Here is a 19,984-nt window from a genome sequence, read left to right as displayed (position 1 = left end):
ATCCACGTACAGTGCCGCCGGGTCGAGTCGTACCGCGGGATAGCGGGCGGCGAATTCATCGCAGTAGGCCCAGTGCGTGGTCGCGGGCCGTCCATCCAGTAAGCCCGCCTCGGCCAGGACGAACGCGCCGACACAGATGCTCAGCATGGTCGCACCGCGCTCCGCCGCGGCCCGCAATGCGGCCAGTACCTCGGGCGAGACAGGCTGGGCCGGGATGCCGGTACCTGGCACGACGACGATATCGGCCTCGCCGAGCAGCTCGAGTCCGTGTTCCACCCGTAATTCGAAACCGTTGGGCGTCCATACCGGTCCCGGCCGGATACCGCAGGTGCTCATCTCGAAGCCGCGCGGCGCGCCGGTCTTATCCGGCCCGTGCCGGAACGCCTGCACGGCACAGGTCAGATCGAAGACCATGACACCGTCCAACGCCAACGCCACCACATGCTTCATCACCCCAGTTTGGCATAAAACGGAGCATTACTGACATTTCTGCCACTCGTCGCACACCTCGAGACACGCTTGACTGAAAGCGGAGTCCCGACAACGAAGGAGAGCATCGTGGCCGCACCGACTGGCATCGACTGGGCATGGGCCACTCGCACCGGTGGCGCACTGTCCAAACAGCAACGCCGCAGGCTGACCCTCGCCTCTGCCCGAACCCTGCCCGCGGCTGTACCCAACCGGGTCCGGCTCGCCCTCGGCAGGAGCGGACGCGGCAAACTCGAGTTCGCCGGCCTGCGGCTGCCTGATTCCGCACTGGCTGTCGCGGCGGAAATCGAAGCGCGCGAAACACTTTCCCCGCACGTGCTGAACCATTCCCTGCGGACCTACTATTTCGGTCGAGTGCTGGCCGATCTCGACGGCGCGGCCTATGACGACGAACTGGTCTACGTTTCTTGTCTTCTGCACGATCTACAGCTCGAACACCCCACGCCGGGAAGGTGTTTCGCGGTGGTCGGCGGCGAACGCGCGCTCGCGCTCGCGCTCGGCGCAGGCGCCGAACCCGCACGCGCCGAGGCCGTCGGCGCGGCCATCGCCGCCCACCTCACCCCCGGCGTCGCCGATGATCTGAGCGACCCTGGCGGTTTCGTTTCCGCGGGCGCCGCGATGGACGTATTCGGCGCACGGATAGCCGAACTGGATCAAGACTGGGTCGCCGAGCTGATCCGGCGGTACCCCCGCCACAACTTCACCCGGCATATGATCGCGGCCTTGACCGCAGAGGCGAAAGCGATGCCGGAAGGTAGGGTGAGCTGGCTCAACAGCACCGGTTTTCTGACCATGGTCCGAATGGCGCCATTCGCGGAATAAGGTCCAGCGGCAGATCGTCATGAAGTTCTATCCGAGGTCGATCCACCACTCGGAAAGTTGCCATCGGGCGCATTCGGCCATACCCGTGGGCACGATCCATTCGACCGATTGGCCCGTGCTTCGGCGATACAGTCGAAATCGTGGTTGTACTAGAGCACCGACAACAGCCCCGCACACCTATCCGGTGATGCGGGGCTGTATCCGTTCGCGGAAAGTGGTCAGCTCAGCCGCCGCTGCAGCGCCTCGAACTCGTCACGCACCCCAGAAGGCAGCTTGTCGCCGACGAAATCGAACCACTCCTCGATCAGCGGGATCTCTTTCCGCCACTCCTCGGCGTTCACCGCGAGCGCCTCGTCGACATCCTTTGGGTCGACATCCAAGCCGTCCAGGTCGAGCTGTTTGGCGGTCGGCACATTTCCGATCGCGGTCGGCTCGGCGTCGGCCGAGCCCTCGATGCGGCCAACGATCCACTCCAGCACCCGGGAGTTCTCCCCGAACCCCGGCCACAGGAAGCGTCCGTCGGAGCCGCGGCGGAACCAGTTGACATAGAAGATCTTCGGCAGCTTGCCTGCATCGGCATTCTTGCCGACATTGATCCAGTGGTCCATGTAGTCGCCGACGTGGTAGCCGATGAACGGCAGCATGGCCATCGGGTCGCGGCGTACGGTGCCGACCTTGCCCTCGGCGGCGGCGGTCTGCTCGGAGGACAGCGTCGAACCCATGAACACGCCGTGCTGCCAGTCGAAGGATTCAGTAACCAGCGGGACAGTGGTCTTGCGCCGACCGCCGAAGAGGATCGCCGAGATAGGCACGCCCTGCGGGTCGTCCCATTCGGGCGCCAGGATCGGGCACTGCGACATCGGGGTGCAGTAGCGCGAGTTCGGGTGCGCGGCCAGCGTCTCGGTCTCCCGCGGGTACCAGTCTTCGCCCTTCCAGTCGGTCAGGTGGTCGGGCTCGCCGTCCAGACCCTCCCACCACACGTCGTTGTCGTCGGTCAACGCGACGTTGGTGTAGACGGTGTTGCCCGCGTCGATGGTGGCCATAGCATTCGGGTTCGAGCTGTGGTTGGTGCCCGGCGCGACGCCGAAAAAACCGTACTCAGGGTTCACCGCGTAGAGGCGGCCGTCCTTACCGAAACGCATCCAGGCGATGTCGTCACCCAGGGTCTCCGCGCGCCAGCCCGGCACAGTCGGCTGGATCATCGCCAGGTTGGTCTTGCCGCACGCGCTGGGGAACGCGGCGGCGATGTAGTAGGCCTTGTCCTCCGGGGAGATCAGCTTGAGGATCAGCATGTGCTCGGCCAGCCAGCCCTCGTCGTGAGCCATTGCCGAGGCGATCCGCAGCGAGTAGCACTTCTTGCCGAGCAACGCGTTGCCGCCATAGCCGGAGCCATAGCTCCATATCTCCCGGTTCTCGGGGAAGTGCGTAATGTACTTGGTGTCATTGCACGGCCACGGCACGTCGGTCTGGCCCTTGGCCAACGGGGCGCCCACGGAGTGCAGCGCCTTCACGAACGGCCGGTCGGTGCCGAGCTTCGCCAAAGCCGCGGCGCCCATCCGGGTCATCACCCGCATGGATACCACGACATACGCGGAGTCGGTGATCTCCACACCCAGTTTCGGGTCCTCGGCGCCGAGCGGGCCCATGCAGAACGGCACCACGTACATCGTGCGACCCTTCATCGAGCCGCGGTACAGCTCGGTCATGGTAGCGCGCATCTCGATGGGGTCGACCCAGTTGTTGGTCGGGCCCGCGTCGGCCTCGGTCTTGGAGCAGATGAAGGTGCGGGACTCCACCCGTGCCACATCGGAGGGATCGGAAAGCGCGAGGAAGGAGTTCGGCTTCTTCCGCTCGTCCAGTCGTTTGAACGTCCCGGCCGCGACGAGCTGATCGGTCAGCCGATTCCATTCCGCGTCCGAGCCGTCCGCCCAGACCACCCGTTCCGGTTGGGTGAGTTCGGCGACTTCTTCTACCCAGGCGAGCAGTTCGCTGTGCTCGGTCGGCGCCTTGCCGTCGGATCCACGAAGACCAGGAATGGTCGCTGACGTCATGAAAACTCTCCTGAGATGGGCGGCTATTCGATGCTTCGCCGCCTGGCCCGAGGCCCATGACCGGCACGAATGCACCAAGCACCACCATTGGCGGGAAGGCAACCGCTACGACTGGCCGACAACGCACTCTGGGCGAGTGACGTACCAGAACTCAGCGGGCACCCAAGTTCCTGATTTAGAGGTTAACGCGATATAGAGATCAGCAGGGCATCGGGCTCCTCACTGGGTACCCATTCGGTCGCTCGTTTCAACAGGGGAGATCCAGTGATCGATAGCCCGGATATCCCGCTCGCATGCCGCGAGTTGTCCCGGCCGATCCGCTGTCTTCCTGCGCAATGCGACCTCCAATTCCGCGACCCGACGGTCGATGTCCAGCATGCGCGCGGTGCTCGCGCGCACCACATATTCGGTCAACCCAGTCTCAGCTTCCACAAGCGCGGTCGCTACTCGTTGCTCGAGCTGGGCTTTTACCGCGACCAAGACATCGGCCACCCACTGCCGAGTATGCGCTCGGTCGGCCAGCTGCCTACGCGCGCGGGCCACCCAGGCCGCCGCACCGCCGCCGACCAGCAAAGCGACGGGAAAACTCGCGACGTCGAGCGCGGGCACCAGCGACAGCGGAGCCACCAGCAGACGCCCTAGGCCGACGCCTGCGGATGCGCCGAGCGCGATCATGAGGTGATCTTCAGCACCCCGGTGTCTCGGCTCCGGATCCGGGCCCACCCGCGGGGCCGGATCACGCCGTCGCGGTGGCATCTCCTGGTCGCCGTCCGCGGTCCGGCCGCTGAGTTCGGTCACCCGATGATCAATGGCGTGATCGACCACACCGGTCAGCTCGGTGACGGCCCGCTGGAGTCGGTCGGGGTAGCCGACGACCTCACCAGGACGGAGCCGATCCAGTTCGGCGCGAGCGTCGGCGTGCAGTGCGCGGATCCGTGTGCCGACGTCGGTCAGCAGATCCACCCGAGCCAAGTGCAGCCCCCCGCGCAGAGCGGACATGGCGGAGGCTCGACCACCGTCGCGGCCCGCGAGCAGTACGGCACGTTCCTCGCGTAGCCGTGCCGACTCCGCACCAGAACGCAGCGCAGACATCTGCTCGACCACCCGCTCCCGCGTGTCGGCCAGCACCCGGCCGATGACCGAAGCCATCCGGTCGCCGCCGATCTCGGCAGCGCCAGAGGCCGCGGCGGTCAACTGCGTGTGCAGGGTGACCAGGCCGGAGCGATCCAACAGGCCGGTGTCGCCTGTGGTGCGAGCCGCGGCGGCGAGCCGAGCCGAGACCGGCACGATATCCAGGTCGGCGGCACCATGCGCGGCCAGCAGTTCCAGATCGCGCTCCCGTACCACCCGCCAGTCCTGATAGGCGTGGATGCCGTTCATGGCGAGCAGGATGCGTGTCCGGTCCGCACGTAGCCTGCCGATCAACCCCAGTATGTCCGTACCGAGGGTAGTGCCCGCGTCGAGCAGAATCAGCGCCACCTCAGGCGGCGCGGCGCCTGAGGTGGCGGTCCCCGCTGCCGCATTCAACTCGGCGATCGGCTCGGACAGGGGGATATGCGGTTCGAACCGCGCCAGCTCGGTCCGCAGCGACATGGTATTCACATCAGGCGGACCGAGTACCGGGACCACGCTCGCAGGCCCTGACCCGGATACCGCATGCAGCAGTGCCATGCCTTGCGGATTCCACCGCGCCACCACTGCCTCGCTCTCGGGAGACAGGGCGAGCGTTGGTCCGGTGCCGCTCGGCCGACCGGATTCGGCACGGTCGGCAGAGCGGGAATCAGACGCAGCGCCTGCCGCGTTTTCCTGGCCCGAGGATGAGATCGCCGGATGGGAGGTCACCGCCGCCGATTCCTGGGGTGCTGACTGCTGGTGTTCAGAGACCGGCACTGTGCATCCGTTCCCATAGTCGGATGTAGCCGTTGTGTACCCGCAGGGCAGCGCGGCGCGCGGCCGGAGGCATATCACTGGAGACCACGGCCCGCCAACGGGCTGCGCGAGCTATCGCGTCATCGGCATCAGCTGGCTTCGGGACACGGTAACCCGTGGCGAGGTGGGCTACCTCTGGATGAGCGAGCCCGGCGCAGAGCCCGAGCCACAGGGCGTCGTCGCCGTGGAGAAAAGACTCCAGCACGTCGCGTGCGCGGCCACCCTCCTCCGGGACCGCGCGAGCGGCGAGGCGAGCGAATTCGTCGAGCAGTTCGCCGCCACGCAGCGCGGAAACCTGCTCATAGCGGCAGTGCAGCAGCTGATGCAGGGCGTCGATGCCACTCGCGGAGTGCAAGACTTGTAACAAGGCCTGCGCAGATAAGTGCGGGTCGTGCCGCAGAGCCAGGCAGGCGCACAGCACGCCGTACAAGTCCCAATTCCGCAACAACTGCTCGCGCTCAGCGACCTCCGCCCCTGGCGCGACAAACAGATCCGGCGAGAGGAACAGCGCCGAGTCTGCTTCGACAGCGAGCCTGCGGAGCAAGGCGAGATCCGCGGTGGTCAATGCACTTGCCCTGGTACGCACCGCCAGCGAAGCGACAATGGGAACGACTGGAACCCGCAGTCGCCTGCCGTATTGTTCGGCAGCGGCCACTGCGTCGCTCCAATGTGCGCCGATCGCGTCGGCCTTGTTCAGCACCACGATCGTCCGATGCGGCGGCAACGTGGCCAGCACTCTGTGATCGGCGGGCGTCGGAGCGGCGGCCAGCACATAAACGACGATATCGGCATCGAGTTCCGGATCGGGCTCCCCTGGTCGGTCGACCGGGGGCGTCTCCAGCGCGGACATGAGCGCCAGCGCGTGTAGCACCGTGCTTCGTCCTGCGCCTGCCCGCCCGGTGACCTGAATACACAGCGGGCTACGCCAAGCCCGGACGGCCGCTGTCGCGGCATACCCGATCTGCGGATCCTGGCCCGGCCCGAACCGCAACTCGGTGAGCATCGTGTCGAGTTGATCATAGGTGGACGCGAGAACGCCGCGCTCGCGCAGCGGCCCATCGGACCGAGTGGCTGTCTGCATGCGGTACACCCCCTTCGCGGTGCGTAATTCTGTCAGAAACCACGCAGCCGGACCGGCTCGACCGCTCAGTAGCCGCTGAACCACTTGTTCATGGTCCGCACTATCCGACCCGGCAGATATTTACTGCCCACCGCGAGCACCTTCGTCTGCATATCGATCCGGTAGTGCACCTTCCGCGATCCACGGTGTTCGGCGGCTGCCCAGATTCTTGCGGCGACATCGTCAGCGGACAGCCGCACTCCGAACATCTTCGTCGTACCGGTTCGCACGCCGCTCAGCATCTCGGTAGCCACGAACATCGGCCATATGGCGATCACTCGGATGTCATAGCGCTCCCATTCGATATCCAGCGCCTCGGTGAGACTTTTGACCGCCGCTTTGGTCGCGGCGTAACTCGCGAGTTCTGCCTGGCCGTAGAGCGCCGACCCCGAGCAGAGGTTGACCACCCGCGCGCCCGGAGTCTCGCGCAGATAGCGGAACGCGCAGTGGGCTCCCGCGAGCACACCGAACAGGTTGACCTCGACGATCGATCGGTGCGCGGACAACTCGATGGATTCGAAGGGTCCGGCGCGTAGTACACCTGCGTTATTGACCAAAACGTCCAGACGCTCGGTCTCGGCGTAGAATTCCTCGAGTCGCTGTGCCCAATGTATGCCGTTCGTCACATCCAACACGCCGGTGTGTACACTGCCCCCACTGTCTTTGATGTCGATAGCCAGCCTGCTCAGGCCCACCTCGTCGATATCGAAGGCCCCGATATGGTATCCCTGGGCAGCGAAAAGCAAGGCGGTAGCCCGCCCGATACCGGTTGCCGCGCCAGTGATGAACACCGCCGGTCTGCTCATGCCGGAAAGTCTAGTGCCGCAGGCGTTGTGTACTCCGGGGTTCCCAGATACCGGGTCGCTCACTTAGTCTGCTGACGTGGTCGGCGCCACAACCGGTGCACAGCTCGGCTCGCGCACCCGGCAACCGACCTCGATGATGAGGAGGTTGTGATGACTGCGAATATCGTCGGCGCTGTCGATGGACCCGCTTCCACCGAGGGCCACAGGCCCCTGCTCCCGAGCTTGGACCCGTTCTACCGGCCACCTTCAGGATTCGCGGCCACGACGCCGGGCACCATCCTGCGCAGCAGGAAGATCGACGTGGCTCTGTTCGGCGTCATCCCACAACAAGTCTCGGCCTGGCAGTTGCTCTATCGCAGCTGCGATCTGCACGGCACCCCGGAAGCGGCGATCACCACTGTTCTGCTGCCGCTCGGCGCACAGCCGGACGAGGATCGCCCGCTGCTGGCATTCCAGACCGCGATGGACGCGGTCACCGAGAAGTGCTCGCCGTCGTATGCGTTGCGTTATGGCGCCCACGCACTCGGCTCGATCACTCAGCTCGAGTGGTTCCTGGTCGCGAACGCCCTGCGCCGCGGCTGGGCGGTCAGCATCGCCGACCATGAGGGGCCGCACGGAAACTTCGGCGCCCCGCGCGAGCCCGGCTACCGCGCGCTCGACGGCATCCGCGCCGCCCTGCGCTTCGCCCCGCTCGGTCTCGGCCCAGCTACCCGGATCGGGGTGTGGGGCTATTCCGGTGGCGGCATGGCCAGCTCGTGGGCAGTCGAGATGGCGCCGAGCTACGCTCCAGAACTCGATATCGTCGGAGCGGTGCTCGGTGCGCCGGTCGGCGACCCCCGCCAGGTGTTCGACCGGCTGAACGGCACTGTCTACACGGGTCTGCCCGCCATTGTCATCGCCGCCCTTCGTAGGCTGTATCCCGCCTTGAGCTCACTGATCGACCATGAACTGACCCCCGACGGTCATCGCTTCGTCGTCCACGCGGAGAACTCGACTCCATTCGGCGCGATCTTCGGGCTCGCCAAGAAGAACGTGGACGACTTCCTGCATCGCCCGCTCGCCGAGGTGCTCGACACACCGGAGATGGCGGCGATGTTCGACGACCTGCGGCTGGGCAACACCACACCTGCCTGCCCGCTGCTGGTGGTGCAACCAGTACACGATCAAGTCATTCACATGCCTGGCGTCGACGGCCAGGTGGCGCGCTATCGTCGCGGCGGTGCCGTGGTGACCTATGTGCGCGACCGACTCAGCGAGCACTTTTCACTGCTGCCGCTGTCCACCCCGATCAGCTTGGAATGGATCGCCGACCGGTTCGCGGGGCAGCCGATGCGTAATGTCGGCGACAAGACCGTCTGGTCGGTCGTGGCCTCCGCGTCGGGTGCGCGCGGCCTGCTGGAAATAGGGATGACCGCAGCCATGGTCGCGTTGGGTCGGCCGCTGCGCCAGCAGCAGCCGACCGCGCCCAGAATCGCCTCCGCACGCGCCGCCTGACCTCCTGCTCGGTGGCCCGCACCCAACCGCATGCCGCGCTGATCGCGAGATGCTGGACAATGGACTGCGTGAACGACGCCGCGAACCACGCTGCCGAGTCAGTTCCGGGACCGCCGTCCACAGCTTCGGCTCCGGCCGAAGGAAGGTCCCACCACACGACCGGCTCCCGCCTGTATCCACGAGTCACGAGCTTCCGGTCCCGCCGGGGCGCGCTGACCACGGCCCAGCAGCAAACCTGGGACCGGATGTGGCCTGCGCTCGGCCGGGAAATCGCCGACGAGCCACTGGATGCGGACGCCTGGTTCGGCCGCGCGGCGCCGCTGGTCATCGAGATCGGGTGTGGTACGGGCACCGCGACGGCTGTCATGGCGCAGGCCGAGCCGCACATGAATCTGATCGGCATCGAGGTCTATCAGCCCGGTCTCGCACAGTTGGTACAACGCATCGAGCGCGAAGGGATCGAGAACATCCGGCTGCTGCGCGGCGACGCGGTGGATGTCCTGGAGAACATGATCGCCACGGAGTCATTGACCGGCGTCCGGGTCTTCTTCCCCGACCCGTGGCCGAAGGCGCGCCACCACAAGCGACGGCTGCTGCAGCCCGCTACGGTCGCGTTGATCGCTGATCGCCTCGCACCAGGCGGTGTGTTGCACGTAGCCACCGACCATGCGGACTATGCCGAGTACATCGCTCAGGTCGGCATGGCAGAACCGCTGCTCAGCGGGTTGAGCGAAACCACAGGCGGGACCAGCGCACAACATCGGGCGAGCGCACCGATCGGCTTCGAACGGCCTGTCACGAAATTCGAAGGCAAGGCACATCGCGCCGGTAGCGCCGTCGCAGAGCTCATATGGGGGAAGATCGACCGATGAGCGTCAGTGAGATGGCCCATGAAGTGGTCGACGTCGCCGGGGAGGTGCACGGGGCTGGACCGGAAGGTCCGAACGGCACGACGCCGGACGTGCGCCGAGTCCTATTGGTGTGGGACGCCCCCAATCTCGACATGGGACTCGGCGCCATTCTGGGCGGGCGACCCACCGCCGCCTACCGCCCGCGCTTCGACGCGCTGGGCCGTTGGCTGTTGGCCAGAACCGCCGAACTGTCGATGAGCAGCGCGCGGCGAATCGAACCCGAAGCCACAGTGTTCACCAATATCGCACCCGGCACCGCCGATGTCGTACGGCCGTGGGTGGAAGCGCTGCGCAATGTCGGTTACGCGGTCTTCGCCAAACCCAAGGTGGATGACGACTCCGACGTCGACGCCGACATGCTGGCCCATATCGCGCTGCGCCGCCGCGGTGCCGGCCTGGCCGGCATCATGGTCGCCTCCGCGGACGGCCAGGCATTCCGCGAACCGCTGGAGGAGATCGCGGGCAGCGGCATACCGGTTCAAGTGCTCGGTTTCCGCGAGCATGCCAGCTGGGCCGTCGCATCCGACACCCTCGAGTTCACCGATCTGGAAGATATTCCAGGCGTATTTCGTGAACCGCTGCCCCGAGTCAGCCTCGACTCGCTGCCCGACGAGGGCGCTTGGTTGCAGCCGTTCCGGCCGCTGTCAGCACTGTTGGCCTCCCGCTCCGCGCAAGGAGTCGCTTAGTGTTCACCCGCTGGGGCGATCTGGTCTACCGGCTGCGCTTCGCCACCCTCGGCGTCATGGTGGCCGGTCTACTGGCTCTCGGCGGCTACGGCCTCGGGTTGGAAAACCATCTCAGCTCCAGCGGGTGGGATGATCCGACCTCGGAATCGGCGCGCGCCGCGCAGATCAAGGATGCCGCGTTCGATCGAGATCACAGCTCCGACGTCATCGTGCTGTACACCGCCCCGGACGGCAAGACTATCGACGACCCCGCATTCAGTCGCAAGATCGTCGATAACCTGAACAGCCTGCCGCGCAAGTACCCGAACGAGATCACCAAGGTCATCGGCGCGTATTGGCAGACCGAGACCGGACTCGCGCAGGCCAACGTATTCGGCTCCGCCGACAAAAAATATGCCTTCGCGGCTATCGCCATCAAAGGCGACAACGACACCGAGATGGTGCGTAATTACCGCAAGGTGAAGAATGTTTTCTACATTCCCGGCGTCGATGTGCAGGTCGCCGGGTTGCAGGCAGTCGCGGGCACGCTGAACGACACCATGGCCGAAGACCAGAAGCGAATGGAGATCCTCGCCATTCCGGCGGTCGGCATCCTGTTGTTCTTCATCTTCGGCGGCATCGTCGCCGCAGGGCTGCCGCTGATCGTCGGTGGGCTCACCGTTATCGGCGCGTGGGGAATAGTCCGCTTCATCACCGAGTTCGCCGAGGTGAACTCGTTCGTTTCACCGGTGGTTTCGATGATCGGCCTCGGCTTGGCCATCGACTACGGGTTGTTCATTGTCAGCCGATTCCGCGAAGAACTCGCCGAGGGATACGACACCCCTGCCGCGGTGCGCAGATCGGTGATGACCGCAGGCCGCACCGTGGTGTTCTCCGCCACCATGATCGTCGCCAGCCTAGGCGGCATGCTGCTGTTCCCGCAGGGCTTTCTGAAATCGGTCGCCTATGGCGCCATCGCGACGGTCTCACTGGCGGCGCTGACCTCGATCACAGTACTGCCGGCTCTGCTGAGTATCCTCGGCAAACGCATAGACATGCTCGGCCTCAAACGGTTCCGCAAGACCAAAACCGCCGAGGAAGTGGAGAACGGGTTCTGGGGCCGGTCCACCCGCTGGGTGATGAAGCATCCGCTCAAGATCGCGATCCCACTCTGCATCGGGCTGCTGCTGCTGATCATCCCCGTCAAGAATTTGCAGTTCGGCGGGATCAACGAGCGGTATCTACCGCCGGACAACCCGACCCGGCTGGCACAGAACGAGTTCGACCGCATCTTTCCGCTGCGTAAGTCCGATCCGATCGAACTGGTCTTCACGATCGATGACCCCAGCCTGACCACCGCGGTCGGTCAAACTATCAAAGACGCCAACCAGGCACCGGGTCTTGCCGGTGGATTCGAATACCCGCCGAGCGTCGCGCCGAACAACAAGATGGTCTTCGCGACCAAAGCGGCGTTGGCCGACTCGGAGAACGCCGATCCCACCATCGATTTCTTGCGTTCGATGAAAACACCCGACGGTGTCACCATGCTGGTGGGCGGCAAACCGGCCATCCAGAAAGACAGCATCGACGCGCTCCTGCACCGAATGCCGCTGATGATCGCGCTGGTGCTGCTGGTGACCACATTGCTGATGTTCCTGACCTTCGGCTCGCTGGTGCTACCGATCAAAGCGGCCTTGATGAGCGCGCTCGGCCTCGGGTCCACGCTCGGCATCCTCACCTGGATCTTCATCGATGGCCACGGCGCGAACCTGCTGAATTTCACCCCGCAGCCAATCATGTCGCCGGTGCTGGTACTGATCATCGCGATCATCTACGGGCTGTCGACCGACTACGAAGTCTTCCTGATGTCGCGCATGGTCGAGGCGCGCACCATGGGAGCCAGCACCACCGAGGCAGTCCGGATCGGCACCGCGCAGACCGGAAGGATCATCACCGCCGCCGCGCTGATCCTGCTGGTCGTCACCGGCGCGTTCGCCTTCTCCGATCTGGTGATGATGCAGTATCTGGCGTACGGCATGATCGCCGCGCTGTTCATCGACGCGACGGTGCTGCGTATGCTGCTCGTGCCTGCCATCATGAAACTGCTCGGCGACGACTGCTGGTGGGCGCCGGCCTGGATGAAAAAACTCCAGGAAAAGATCGGGCTCGGCGAGCCGATTCTCAATGACGAGCGCAGTCGCGGCGAGGTTGTCGATCTGGTCAAGACCACACCGGTCACCGATCCGGTGACCGTGCAGCTTCCCGCCACCGTCCCGGCCAACAAGGTGCCGCGCAGGCGCAAACCACGCACCATTGCGGAAATCGAGGCCGAAGCCCCCACACAGCGGATGGATCAGACACCACCCGCGCCGCTGGACGCGCGGCAGCAGCAACCGTCGAAACCTGCGCATCCGGTACCCGAGCAGCGGCCGGTCCGCCCGCGTGTGGCTCCGCCTCGCCGCAGGCCGCGAGATAAGGACAAACCGCAGTCCGACACGCCCTCGAACGCCGTTCCTGAGCGCCCCCGCCCGATCGTCGCACCGGTTATGCCGGTGCCGCGTCCTACTGAGCCGCCACAACCACAGAACCTGCCTGACCCCTCCGTCACGCCAACCGAGCCGCATCCCCTTTCGGATGCCCCGGACGATTCCGGTGCCAAGGAACCGCATACTGCCGATACCGGAACTGTGTCGGATTCCGACACCGACCGTGGCAGCATCGAGAACTGGATGGCCGAACTCCGCTCCGCTCGCCGCAATATCGACAAGCCTGAAAAGGGTCGCCACCATAGTGGCGAGGGGCGCACGGTCAGTGTGAACGAATTGCTGCGCAGACGCGATCACGAGTGAGCGACCAGCGCTCACACGCACCGCGAGCCATCAGCGCGACGATGCCCCAGCGACCTTAGCTGCCGTGGCTACCGCACGAGCTGTAGGCGTCCACGACGCCTGCGATACGACAGCCACGTTCAGCAACCCAACCACTGGCGCCACTGGGTCATGAGCGGATATTTGACGGTTACCGATCCGAACCTGATCCGGCCACGCACCACCAGATGCGGCGACCCGAACGACGCTCCGGTGCGGGCCTTATTCGTGACACTGGAACCGACCAATTCCAGCGAGTGCAGATCGACCGTCGCCTCTGCGGGCACGATCAAGGTGACTGAGCTGCAGTAATCGTCTATGCGCACCTCGACCACTCGAGTCGATCTGATCGCCTGAGTGAAGTCCAGAGTGACACCGGACATCCAGTTGTTCAGATACAGAGTGGGCGCTACCTGCCACGGCCCACGGCGATGCACCCCGGACATACGACTGCGGATCACGCTGCCCGCATTCGAGCCGGAAACCGGAGGGGCGGTGTAACTTTTGTCGACGCCGGAGGCGGAGTTCCCCGTACGCGGCGGCGATGCGGCCGAGTGGTCGACCAACCGCACTCCGGGCAGATCGATGAGCACAGCATTCAGCTCTCCGCGTGTCTTGGCAGCCAGCACGGTGTCCATCCGCTCGGTGAACTCGCCGAGTGAAAGCATGCCGAGGCCGACCGCGCGCTGTAACAGCTGCCCGACATGTTCGCGCTCCATATCCGATACCCGCAGTTCGCGGCCATCAATCGCGCCGCCTCCGGTATTGGATACCGATTCAGGGCCGCCCATGGCATCGAGATTACCGAGCCCGCGACCACGGACACATCAGGGCGATCCCCGATTTTCGGTCTTCGTCGACCAGATCCCAGGGGGCTACTCGAGCCCCTGCTCGATGGCGTAACGAGTCAATTCGACCCGATTCGCCAGCTGCAGTTTGCGCAGCGTCGCCTGCACATGATTCTCCACTGTACGATGACTGAGCCCGAGTCGCACGGCGATCTGCTTGGCGGACAACCCTTTCGCCACCATCCGCAACACCTCTGTCTCACGTTCGGTGAGCGCGGGCCGATGCGGTTCGTCGGGCTGCGCCGGGGTAGTCGCCATCCTCCGGTACTCACCGAGCACCAGTCCGGCAAGACCCGGAGTAAATACAGCTTGACCAGCGGATATAGCGTACACGGCAGTGATCAACTCTGCCACCGACGCGCTCTTGACCAGATAACCCGAAGCTCCCGCCATAATCGCGTCCAGCACGTCGTCCCGCTCGGCCGAGGCCGAGAGCACCAGCACCCGGCTGCGTGGCGATACCCGCAACAACTCGGTGGTGGCTCGAGCCCCATTACCATCGGGCAACTTCATATCCATCAGCACCACATCCGGTCGCACCGCCGCTGCCCGTCTGGTCGCCGCACCGACACTGTCGGCCGTGGCGGTCACCGACAAGCCTGCTTCGGTGAGATCGCGGGAGACACCGTCGCGCCACATCGGGTGGTCGTCCACCACCATGATCGAAATGGCGGCGGCCACCTGCTCTGTCATACGCCTCCGTCGTCCCTCATCTCGGCACCCGGAATTCCCATTCGGTGCCGAACCCAATTCCACCATCGAGCTCGGTGAGCAGGTCCGCGCTACCGCCGAGTGCCGCGATCCGCCCGACGATCGACCGGGATACCCCCATCCGGCCTTCGGCTTCCGCCTCGGCCAGTCGGCCCTGCGGGATACCGACGCCGTCGTCACGCACGCTGATCACTAGTTCATCGCCAGTATCCTCCAGCAATACAAAGGCTTTCGCATTCGGTCCGGCATGCAGCCGCACATTGGACAGTGCAGTGGCTACGGCCGCCGCGATCTCGTTCGCCACCCAGCGCCCGATCCACACCGGGTCACCCGGAGTAGACACCGACACCTGCGGGGTGGACTGCGCGGTCAGCAATGGCCGCAGATCCACCTCGGTATCCCCGGCTTCCTCGCGATCGGCCTGCTCGGAGATCAGCACCCGCAACGCCACCTCTTGCTCACCGGCGCGCAGAGCCAATTCCTCAGTGGGTCCGCCGATCTCGCTTCCTCGGCGCTTGATATAACTGAGCACCTGCAAGACACCGTCATGTACCTCGCGAGCAAGGCGCTCGCGCTCTTCTGCGGCCGCGGTCAGACGTACCGCGCGTGCCAACTGAGCTTGCGCACGGCGCGCGGTATTAGCGGCCAACCCCAACGCGAGTCCCACCGAGACGAGTACCGGCACCGTCGCATCCGTCCACACATCTTCGCCCCACTGATCACGCACGGTCAGCGCCACCGCCGCAATCAACGTGCCGGACAATACGCCCCCGAGCAGTCCGCGCAGGATCGCCGCGCTGATCACGGCATTGGTAGCCCACAGCGTGGTCGGGATGGTCTGATGGCCGTGGTACCAATCGTAATCAGCGACCAAACGAGTAGCGGCCATCAACCCGATCACCACCACGTGGTCGCCTAGCACCACCCTGGTGCGCCACCGAATCACCCTGGGAAAACGCCACTGCGACAACATCGTCGCCGACACCACCGACCACACCACCATCAGCGCGATGAGTATCCAACTCAATCGCTGATTGGTGTAATAGGGCACCGAAGCGAACTGCTGGCCGACCGCGTACAGCAATGTCACCAATCGCAGTGCCTGAGCTGCCCGCCACAGTGGTATGGTCGCCACATCCGCCGAATGCAGCTCAGCCCTGCGTCGCGCTGTCATCGGGCCCCCTACCGGCGTATCCGGATTCCGACTGCTGCGCCGTAGGCGGCTGCTCGGCCTGCTTGCTGGTCGCCTCGACCAGCGCGGCCGTCAGATCGAATCTGACCGGGTCCGGCCGATCCGCTGCGGCGGAGTACAACCCGTGTTTGTCGCCGCCGGTCTGCAAGTCCTCGAACAGCTCCTCCGGGCCTTGGAGCAGCGAGCGAATCGCGGTGTTCATCACCGCGACGAACGGCACCGCGAGCAGACCGCCCGCGATCCCGCCGAGCACTACGCCCGTGGTGATAGCCAGCACCACGGCGAGCGGATGGATACTGACCGCCCGCCCGAGCAGCAGTGGCTGCAGCACATGACCCTCGAGCTGCATCACCAGGATGATGACACCGAGCACCATCAGGGCAGTGACGAGACCCTTGGTCACCAACGCGATGAATACTGCGATGAATCCGGCCAGAAACGCGCCGATGATCGGGATGAACGCACCGATGAACACCAGCGAGGCCAGCGGAAGCGCCAGTGGCACGCCGAAAACAGCCAGCCCAGCGCCGATGCCGATGGCGTCCACCGCAGCGACCACCACGGTCGCGCGAACGAATCCGACCAGTGTGCCGAACCCGAGTCGTCCCGCGGTGCGTACTCGCTCCCGATGCTCGGAAGGCACGATCCTGGTAACGAATCGCCAGATGTGGTCACCGCCGTAAAGAAAGAAGATCAGGATGAACAGCGTCAGAAAGGCACCAGTGAGCAGCTCGCCGATCACAGTAGCTGTGGTGAGCGCCCCGCTGGTCAGGCTGTCCTGATTGGACTGGATAGCCTTGATCACGGCATCGCCCGCATTGCGGATCTGCTCATTGCTCAGGTGCAGCCGGCCATTGATCAACCAGTCCTGGATCTGATGAATGCTGTTGGTGAACTTGTCGGACAACTTTGGCACGCCGGCGACGAATTGTTCGACAACGAATGTCATTATGCCCGCGACCACACCTATCGACCCGACCAGCGCGACGAAGACGCCCACCGCGCGTGGCACCCCAAGCCGCTGCATCCAGTCCACCGACGGTGCGAGCAGCGCCGCGGCCAAGAGTGCGATGGCGAGCGGAATGACCACTGTGGCGAGTCGCTGCACAATGGTCATGAGCACGACCCCCACCGCGAACAACACCAACAGCCGCCAGCCCCACTCCGCCCCTACCCGCACGATCGGATGCACGGTGTCGGCAGCGGGACGCGACAGTGTGGTCTTCCGCTCTGAGGTTGACTTCGGGTCGCTCACCTCTGTGAGCCTAATGGGCACAGTCGGGCCCTGTCCGCGATCAGCGGCGCCGCCTCCTGACACAACGAGCTGTCCACACCCCGGACATGCACACCTCATCGAACCGTAAGATTGATCCCCGTGTCAGCGCCTTTGGAAGCGGTCAAACAGACGATGCGAACGCGCTGGCCGCTGTATCTGACATCAATGCTACTGGCGAATGCTTTCGGCGCGGTTCTGGTGTGGGCGTTCATCCTGTACGGGCTCCCTGTTCCGGAAGGAGAGTCTTCCGAGTTCAGGCGTGCCGACTTGCTGATCCCGACACTGGTCTTCGCGACCGGCGGTCTGCTCAGTATAGTCGCTTCCGCGCTCATGCTGCGTCCGGTGATGCGCTGGCAGATGCGTGGCGGACCACCCAGCCGCGCAGAACAGATGGCCGCACTGCACGCACCACTACGCCAGGCGATCCTGCACTTGGTGCTGTGGTTGATCGGCGGCGCCATCTTCGCCGCATTGATCATCAAAGACACTCCCGCACTGGCCGGTGCGGTCATCGTCACCGAATGTATGGCCGCGACCATCGTGTTCGGTTTCACCTACATGCTGGGCGAGCGCATCCTGCGCCCGGTCGCGGCCCAAGCCTTGACCGAGGGGACCTTCGACCACACTCTCACTCCCGGTGTCGGCACCAGAATGGCGATGACCTGGGGGATGGGCACCTTCGCCCCCACTATCGCCATCGTGCTGCTGTGCGTCACCCAGATCTCCTCGAATGTGGAGTTCTCCTCGCAGTCGCTGGCCATCTCCATCCTGCTGCTGTGTGGGGTGGTGATCATGCAGGCGCTCGCCTTGTCCATGCTCACCGGCTCCAGCATCTCCGACCCGATACGCCAGCTCAGCCAAGCAATCGACCAGGTCCAGGCCGGTGCACGGGATGCACAGGTAGAGGTATTCGACGGCAGCGAAATCGGGCTGCTGCAGGTCGGCTTCAACAGGATGATGGAGGAGGCCGCCAAGCGGCGCAGACTGCAGGAGCTGTTCGGTCAGCATGTCGGCGAGGAAGTAGCGCAGCGGGCGCTGGACTACGGCACCGAACTCGGCGGCGAGACCAGGTTCGTCGCGGTGCTGTTCGTCGATATGGTCGGTTCCACCGCGACTGCCGCCGAACGCCCGCCCACCGAGGTGGTGAGCTTGCTCAACGAATTCTTCCGCATCGTGGTCGATGTGATCGACCGCCACCATGGATTCGTGAACAAATTCGTCGGCGATGCGGCGCTGGCCATCTTCGGCGCACCACTGGACCGCCCGGACGCACCGACCGCAGCGCTCGCCGCAGCACGCGAACTGCGCGAAATCCTGCAGGAAGTCCCCGGTCTCGACATCGGAATCGGCATATCGGCAGGACTGACCGTCGCCGGGAACATCGGTGCGGCGAACCGCTTCGAGTACACGGTGATCGGCGATCCGGTCAACGAGGCAGCTCGGCTCACCGAGCTGGCCAAGGAGCGACCGGGCCGGACCTTGGCCTCGGGCAGCGCACTGTACTTCGCCGAGCAAAACGAGCAGGACCATTGGGAGACCGGCGACGAAGTACAGCTGCGCGGCAGGCGCAGAAAAACCGTGCTGGCCTGGCCACGAGAACCAGCCGACGATACCGGCAAAACAACACCTTCATTAGGCTGACCTCGTGACTGCCGACGGGGAACTGGCAGAAGAACCCGCGCCGGATTCCCGCCGCGGTGGATTCCGCTGGCTGCGCTGGGTGCTCGGCACCGCTCTGCTGGCATTACTGATCGGCGAGGGCATATATCTCTGGCCGCGGCTGCATGAATCCTGGCAGGAGCTTACCGAAATCCACTGGGGTTGGCTGGTGGCTGCGATCTGGCTACAGGCGGTGTCCATGAGCGGCTTCGCCAGGGTGCAGAAACAACTGTTCCACGCAGGTGGAGTCGCGGTGAGTCAGCGGAAATCCGTCGCGGTGGTCTATAGCGCGACCGCTATGTCGGTAACCCTGCCCGCAGGCCAAGTGTTCTCCACTGCCTTCACCTATCGGCAGACCAGGCGCTGGGGCGCGAGTCCGATCGTCGCTTCTTGGCAATTGGTGTTCTCCGGCGTAGTCGCCGCGGTAGGGCTGGCCCTGCTGGGTGCAGGCGGCACACTGCTGGCGGGAGGGCAGATAGGCCCACTGAAGCTGTGCGTCATCCTGGTCGCTGTCGTTGCTCTGGTCTGGGCGGGCAACTATGCCTCCCGCCACCCCGGTTCGCTCGACACGCTGCTGCGCAAGCTGCTCACGCTGATCAACCGGCTGCGCAAGCGCCGGGCCGACCACGGCATGAGCACCATCACGGAGGTGCTCGGTCAGCTGGAATCGGTGGACCTCGGCAAACGTGACGGCGTCTTGGTCGCGGTATGGGCGCTGATGCATCGCGGCGCCGATGTGGCCTGCCTCGGCGCTGCCTGCTATGCGGTCGGCGCCGATCCGCGCATCGCGGGGCTGCTGCTCGCCTTCGCCGCCGGCAAAGCGGTCGGCACCATACCATTCGCCCCCGGCGGCATCGTCTATGTCGACGCGACGCTGATCTATGGTCTGACTGCCGCTGCGGGGCTGCCCGCCACGCAGGCGGTCGCCGCGGCGTTCGTCTATCGGATGGTGAGTTTCATCCTGGTCGCCGTGACTGGATGGATCATCTTCCTGTTCCTGTTCCGGACGCCACGAGTGGAGGACGCAGCGCTGGAGAAAGAGTTCGAGCAACGACGGTTGTGAACAGCCGTACGTGGTGTACCCAGGCCGACCGCCGGGGTGGTGCGCGAGGACAACGAACATAAGGGCGACAGCCTCCTACTC

Annotated in this window: 16 protein-coding genes; 7 read left to right on the top strand and 9 right to left on the bottom strand. The window is 64.9% G+C overall.

Going from position 1 to position 19,984, the window contains the following annotated elements; genetic code table 11:
• A partial coding sequence (locus tag ACX4ZE_RS14170; RefSeq protein ID WP_480273865.1) for a GlxA family transcriptional regulator occupies positions 1–450 on the bottom strand: 450 nt, incomplete at its 3' end.
• Positions 451–480: 30 nt separating this feature from the next.
• On the opposite strand from ACX4ZE_RS14170, the gene ACX4ZE_RS14165 reads away from it, so the two are divergent.
• On the top strand, positions 481–1,311 hold the full coding sequence (locus ACX4ZE_RS14165) for an HD domain-containing protein (protein ID WP_480273875.1): 831 nt from the start codon (positions 481–483) through the stop codon (positions 1,309–1,311).
• A gap of 218 nt (positions 1,312–1,529) precedes the next feature.
• On the opposite strand, the gene ACX4ZE_RS14160 is transcribed toward ACX4ZE_RS14165, so the two are convergent.
• From ACX4ZE_RS14160 to ACX4ZE_RS14145, 4 genes are all read right to left on the bottom strand, one after another.
• Positions 1,530–3,362: a phosphoenolpyruvate carboxykinase (GTP) gene (locus tag ACX4ZE_RS14160; RefSeq protein ID WP_480273864.1), complete on the bottom strand. Its 1,833-nt coding sequence runs from the start codon at positions 3,360–3,362 to the stop codon at positions 1,530–1,532.
• Between the two features lie 219 nt (positions 3,363–3,581).
• Positions 3,582–5,204 carry a hypothetical protein gene (locus ACX4ZE_RS14155; RefSeq protein ID WP_480273863.1) on the bottom strand — a complete coding sequence of 541 codons (1,623 nt, stop codon included), beginning with the start codon at positions 5,202–5,204 and terminating at the stop codon, positions 3,582–3,584.
• A gap of 34 nt (positions 5,205–5,238) precedes the next feature.
• On the bottom strand, positions 5,239–6,372 hold the full coding sequence (locus ACX4ZE_RS14150) for an ERA-like protein 1 (RefSeq protein ID WP_480273862.1): 1,134 nt from the start codon (positions 6,370–6,372) through the stop codon (positions 5,239–5,241).
• Between the two features lie 65 nt (positions 6,373–6,437).
• On the bottom strand, positions 6,438–7,217 hold the full coding sequence (locus ACX4ZE_RS14145) for an SDR family oxidoreductase (RefSeq protein ID WP_480273861.1): 780 nt from the start codon (positions 7,215–7,217) through the stop codon (positions 6,438–6,440).
• Positions 7,218–7,367: 150 nt separating this feature from the next.
• Between ACX4ZE_RS14145 and ACX4ZE_RS14140 the strand changes: the two genes are divergently transcribed.
• Genes ACX4ZE_RS14140 through ACX4ZE_RS14125 form a run of 4 tightly spaced genes read left to right on the top strand, consistent with a single transcriptional unit; the run spans position 7,368 to position 13,136 of the window.
• Positions 7,368–8,711, top strand: coding sequence for a lipase family protein (locus tag ACX4ZE_RS14140; RefSeq protein ID WP_480273860.1), 1,344 nt, complete (start codon positions 7,368–7,370; stop codon positions 8,709–8,711).
• Between the two features lie 59 nt (positions 8,712–8,770).
• Positions 8,771–9,583 (top strand): tRNA (guanosine(46)-N7)-methyltransferase TrmB, encoded by an 813-nt coding sequence (gene trmB / locus ACX4ZE_RS14135; protein ID WP_480273874.1) that lies wholly within the window; start codon positions 8,771–8,773, stop codon positions 9,581–9,583.
• On the top strand, positions 9,580–10,308 hold the full coding sequence (locus ACX4ZE_RS14130; RefSeq protein WP_480273859.1) for an NYN domain-containing protein: 729 nt from the start codon (positions 9,580–9,582) through the stop codon (positions 10,306–10,308). The genes trmB and ACX4ZE_RS14130 overlap by 4 nt, the downstream gene beginning before the upstream one ends.
• Positions 10,308–13,136, top strand: a complete 2,829-nt coding sequence (locus ACX4ZE_RS14125) for an MMPL family transporter (RefSeq protein ID WP_480273858.1) — start codon at positions 10,308–10,310, stop codon at positions 13,134–13,136. Before ACX4ZE_RS14130 ends, ACX4ZE_RS14125 begins: the two co-directional genes overlap by 1 nt.
• Positions 13,137–13,255: 119 nt before the next feature.
• Here the strand turns inward: ACX4ZE_RS14125 and ACX4ZE_RS14120 are convergent, their stop codons facing one another.
• The 4 genes from ACX4ZE_RS14120 to ACX4ZE_RS14105 form a co-directional block, all read right to left on the bottom strand.
• Positions 13,256–13,945: a DUF1707 SHOCT-like domain-containing protein gene (locus ACX4ZE_RS14120; RefSeq protein ID WP_480273857.1), complete on the bottom strand. Its 690-nt coding sequence runs from the start codon at positions 13,943–13,945 to the stop codon at positions 13,256–13,258.
• Positions 13,946–14,029: 84 nt separating this feature from the next.
• Positions 14,030–14,695, bottom strand: coding sequence for a response regulator (locus tag ACX4ZE_RS14115; protein ID WP_480273856.1), 666 nt, complete (start codon positions 14,693–14,695; stop codon positions 14,030–14,032).
• Between the two features lie 16 nt (positions 14,696–14,711).
• On the bottom strand, positions 14,712–15,887 hold the full coding sequence (gene macS / locus ACX4ZE_RS14110) for a MacS family sensor histidine kinase (protein ID WP_480273855.1): 1,176 nt from the start codon (positions 15,885–15,887) through the stop codon (positions 14,712–14,714).
• Positions 15,865–17,160 carry an AI-2E family transporter gene (locus ACX4ZE_RS14105; RefSeq protein WP_480273854.1) on the bottom strand — a complete coding sequence of 432 codons (1,296 nt, stop codon included), beginning with the start codon at positions 17,158–17,160 and terminating at the stop codon, positions 15,865–15,867. Before ACX4ZE_RS14105 ends, macS begins: the two co-directional genes overlap by 23 nt.
• A gap of 153 nt (positions 17,161–17,313) precedes the next feature.
• Between ACX4ZE_RS14105 and ACX4ZE_RS14100 the strand changes: the two genes are divergently transcribed.
• A complete protein-coding gene (locus ACX4ZE_RS14100; protein ID WP_480273873.1) occupies positions 17,314–18,822 on the top strand; it encodes an adenylate/guanylate cyclase domain-containing protein in 1,509 nt (502 codons plus the stop codon).
• A 4-nt stretch (positions 18,823–18,826) separates the two neighbouring features.
• Entirely contained in the window at positions 18,827–19,903 is a 1,077-nt protein-coding gene (locus ACX4ZE_RS14095) for a lysylphosphatidylglycerol synthase transmembrane domain-containing protein (RefSeq protein ID WP_480273853.1), read from the top strand.
• Positions 19,904–19,984: the final 81 nt, after the last annotated feature.

It is taken from the genome of Nocardia sp. TBRC8007 (genome assembly GCF_056629435.1).
The sequence above is the reverse complement of the archived record's forward strand: the minus strand, read 5'-3'. Positions and strand labels throughout refer to the sequence as shown.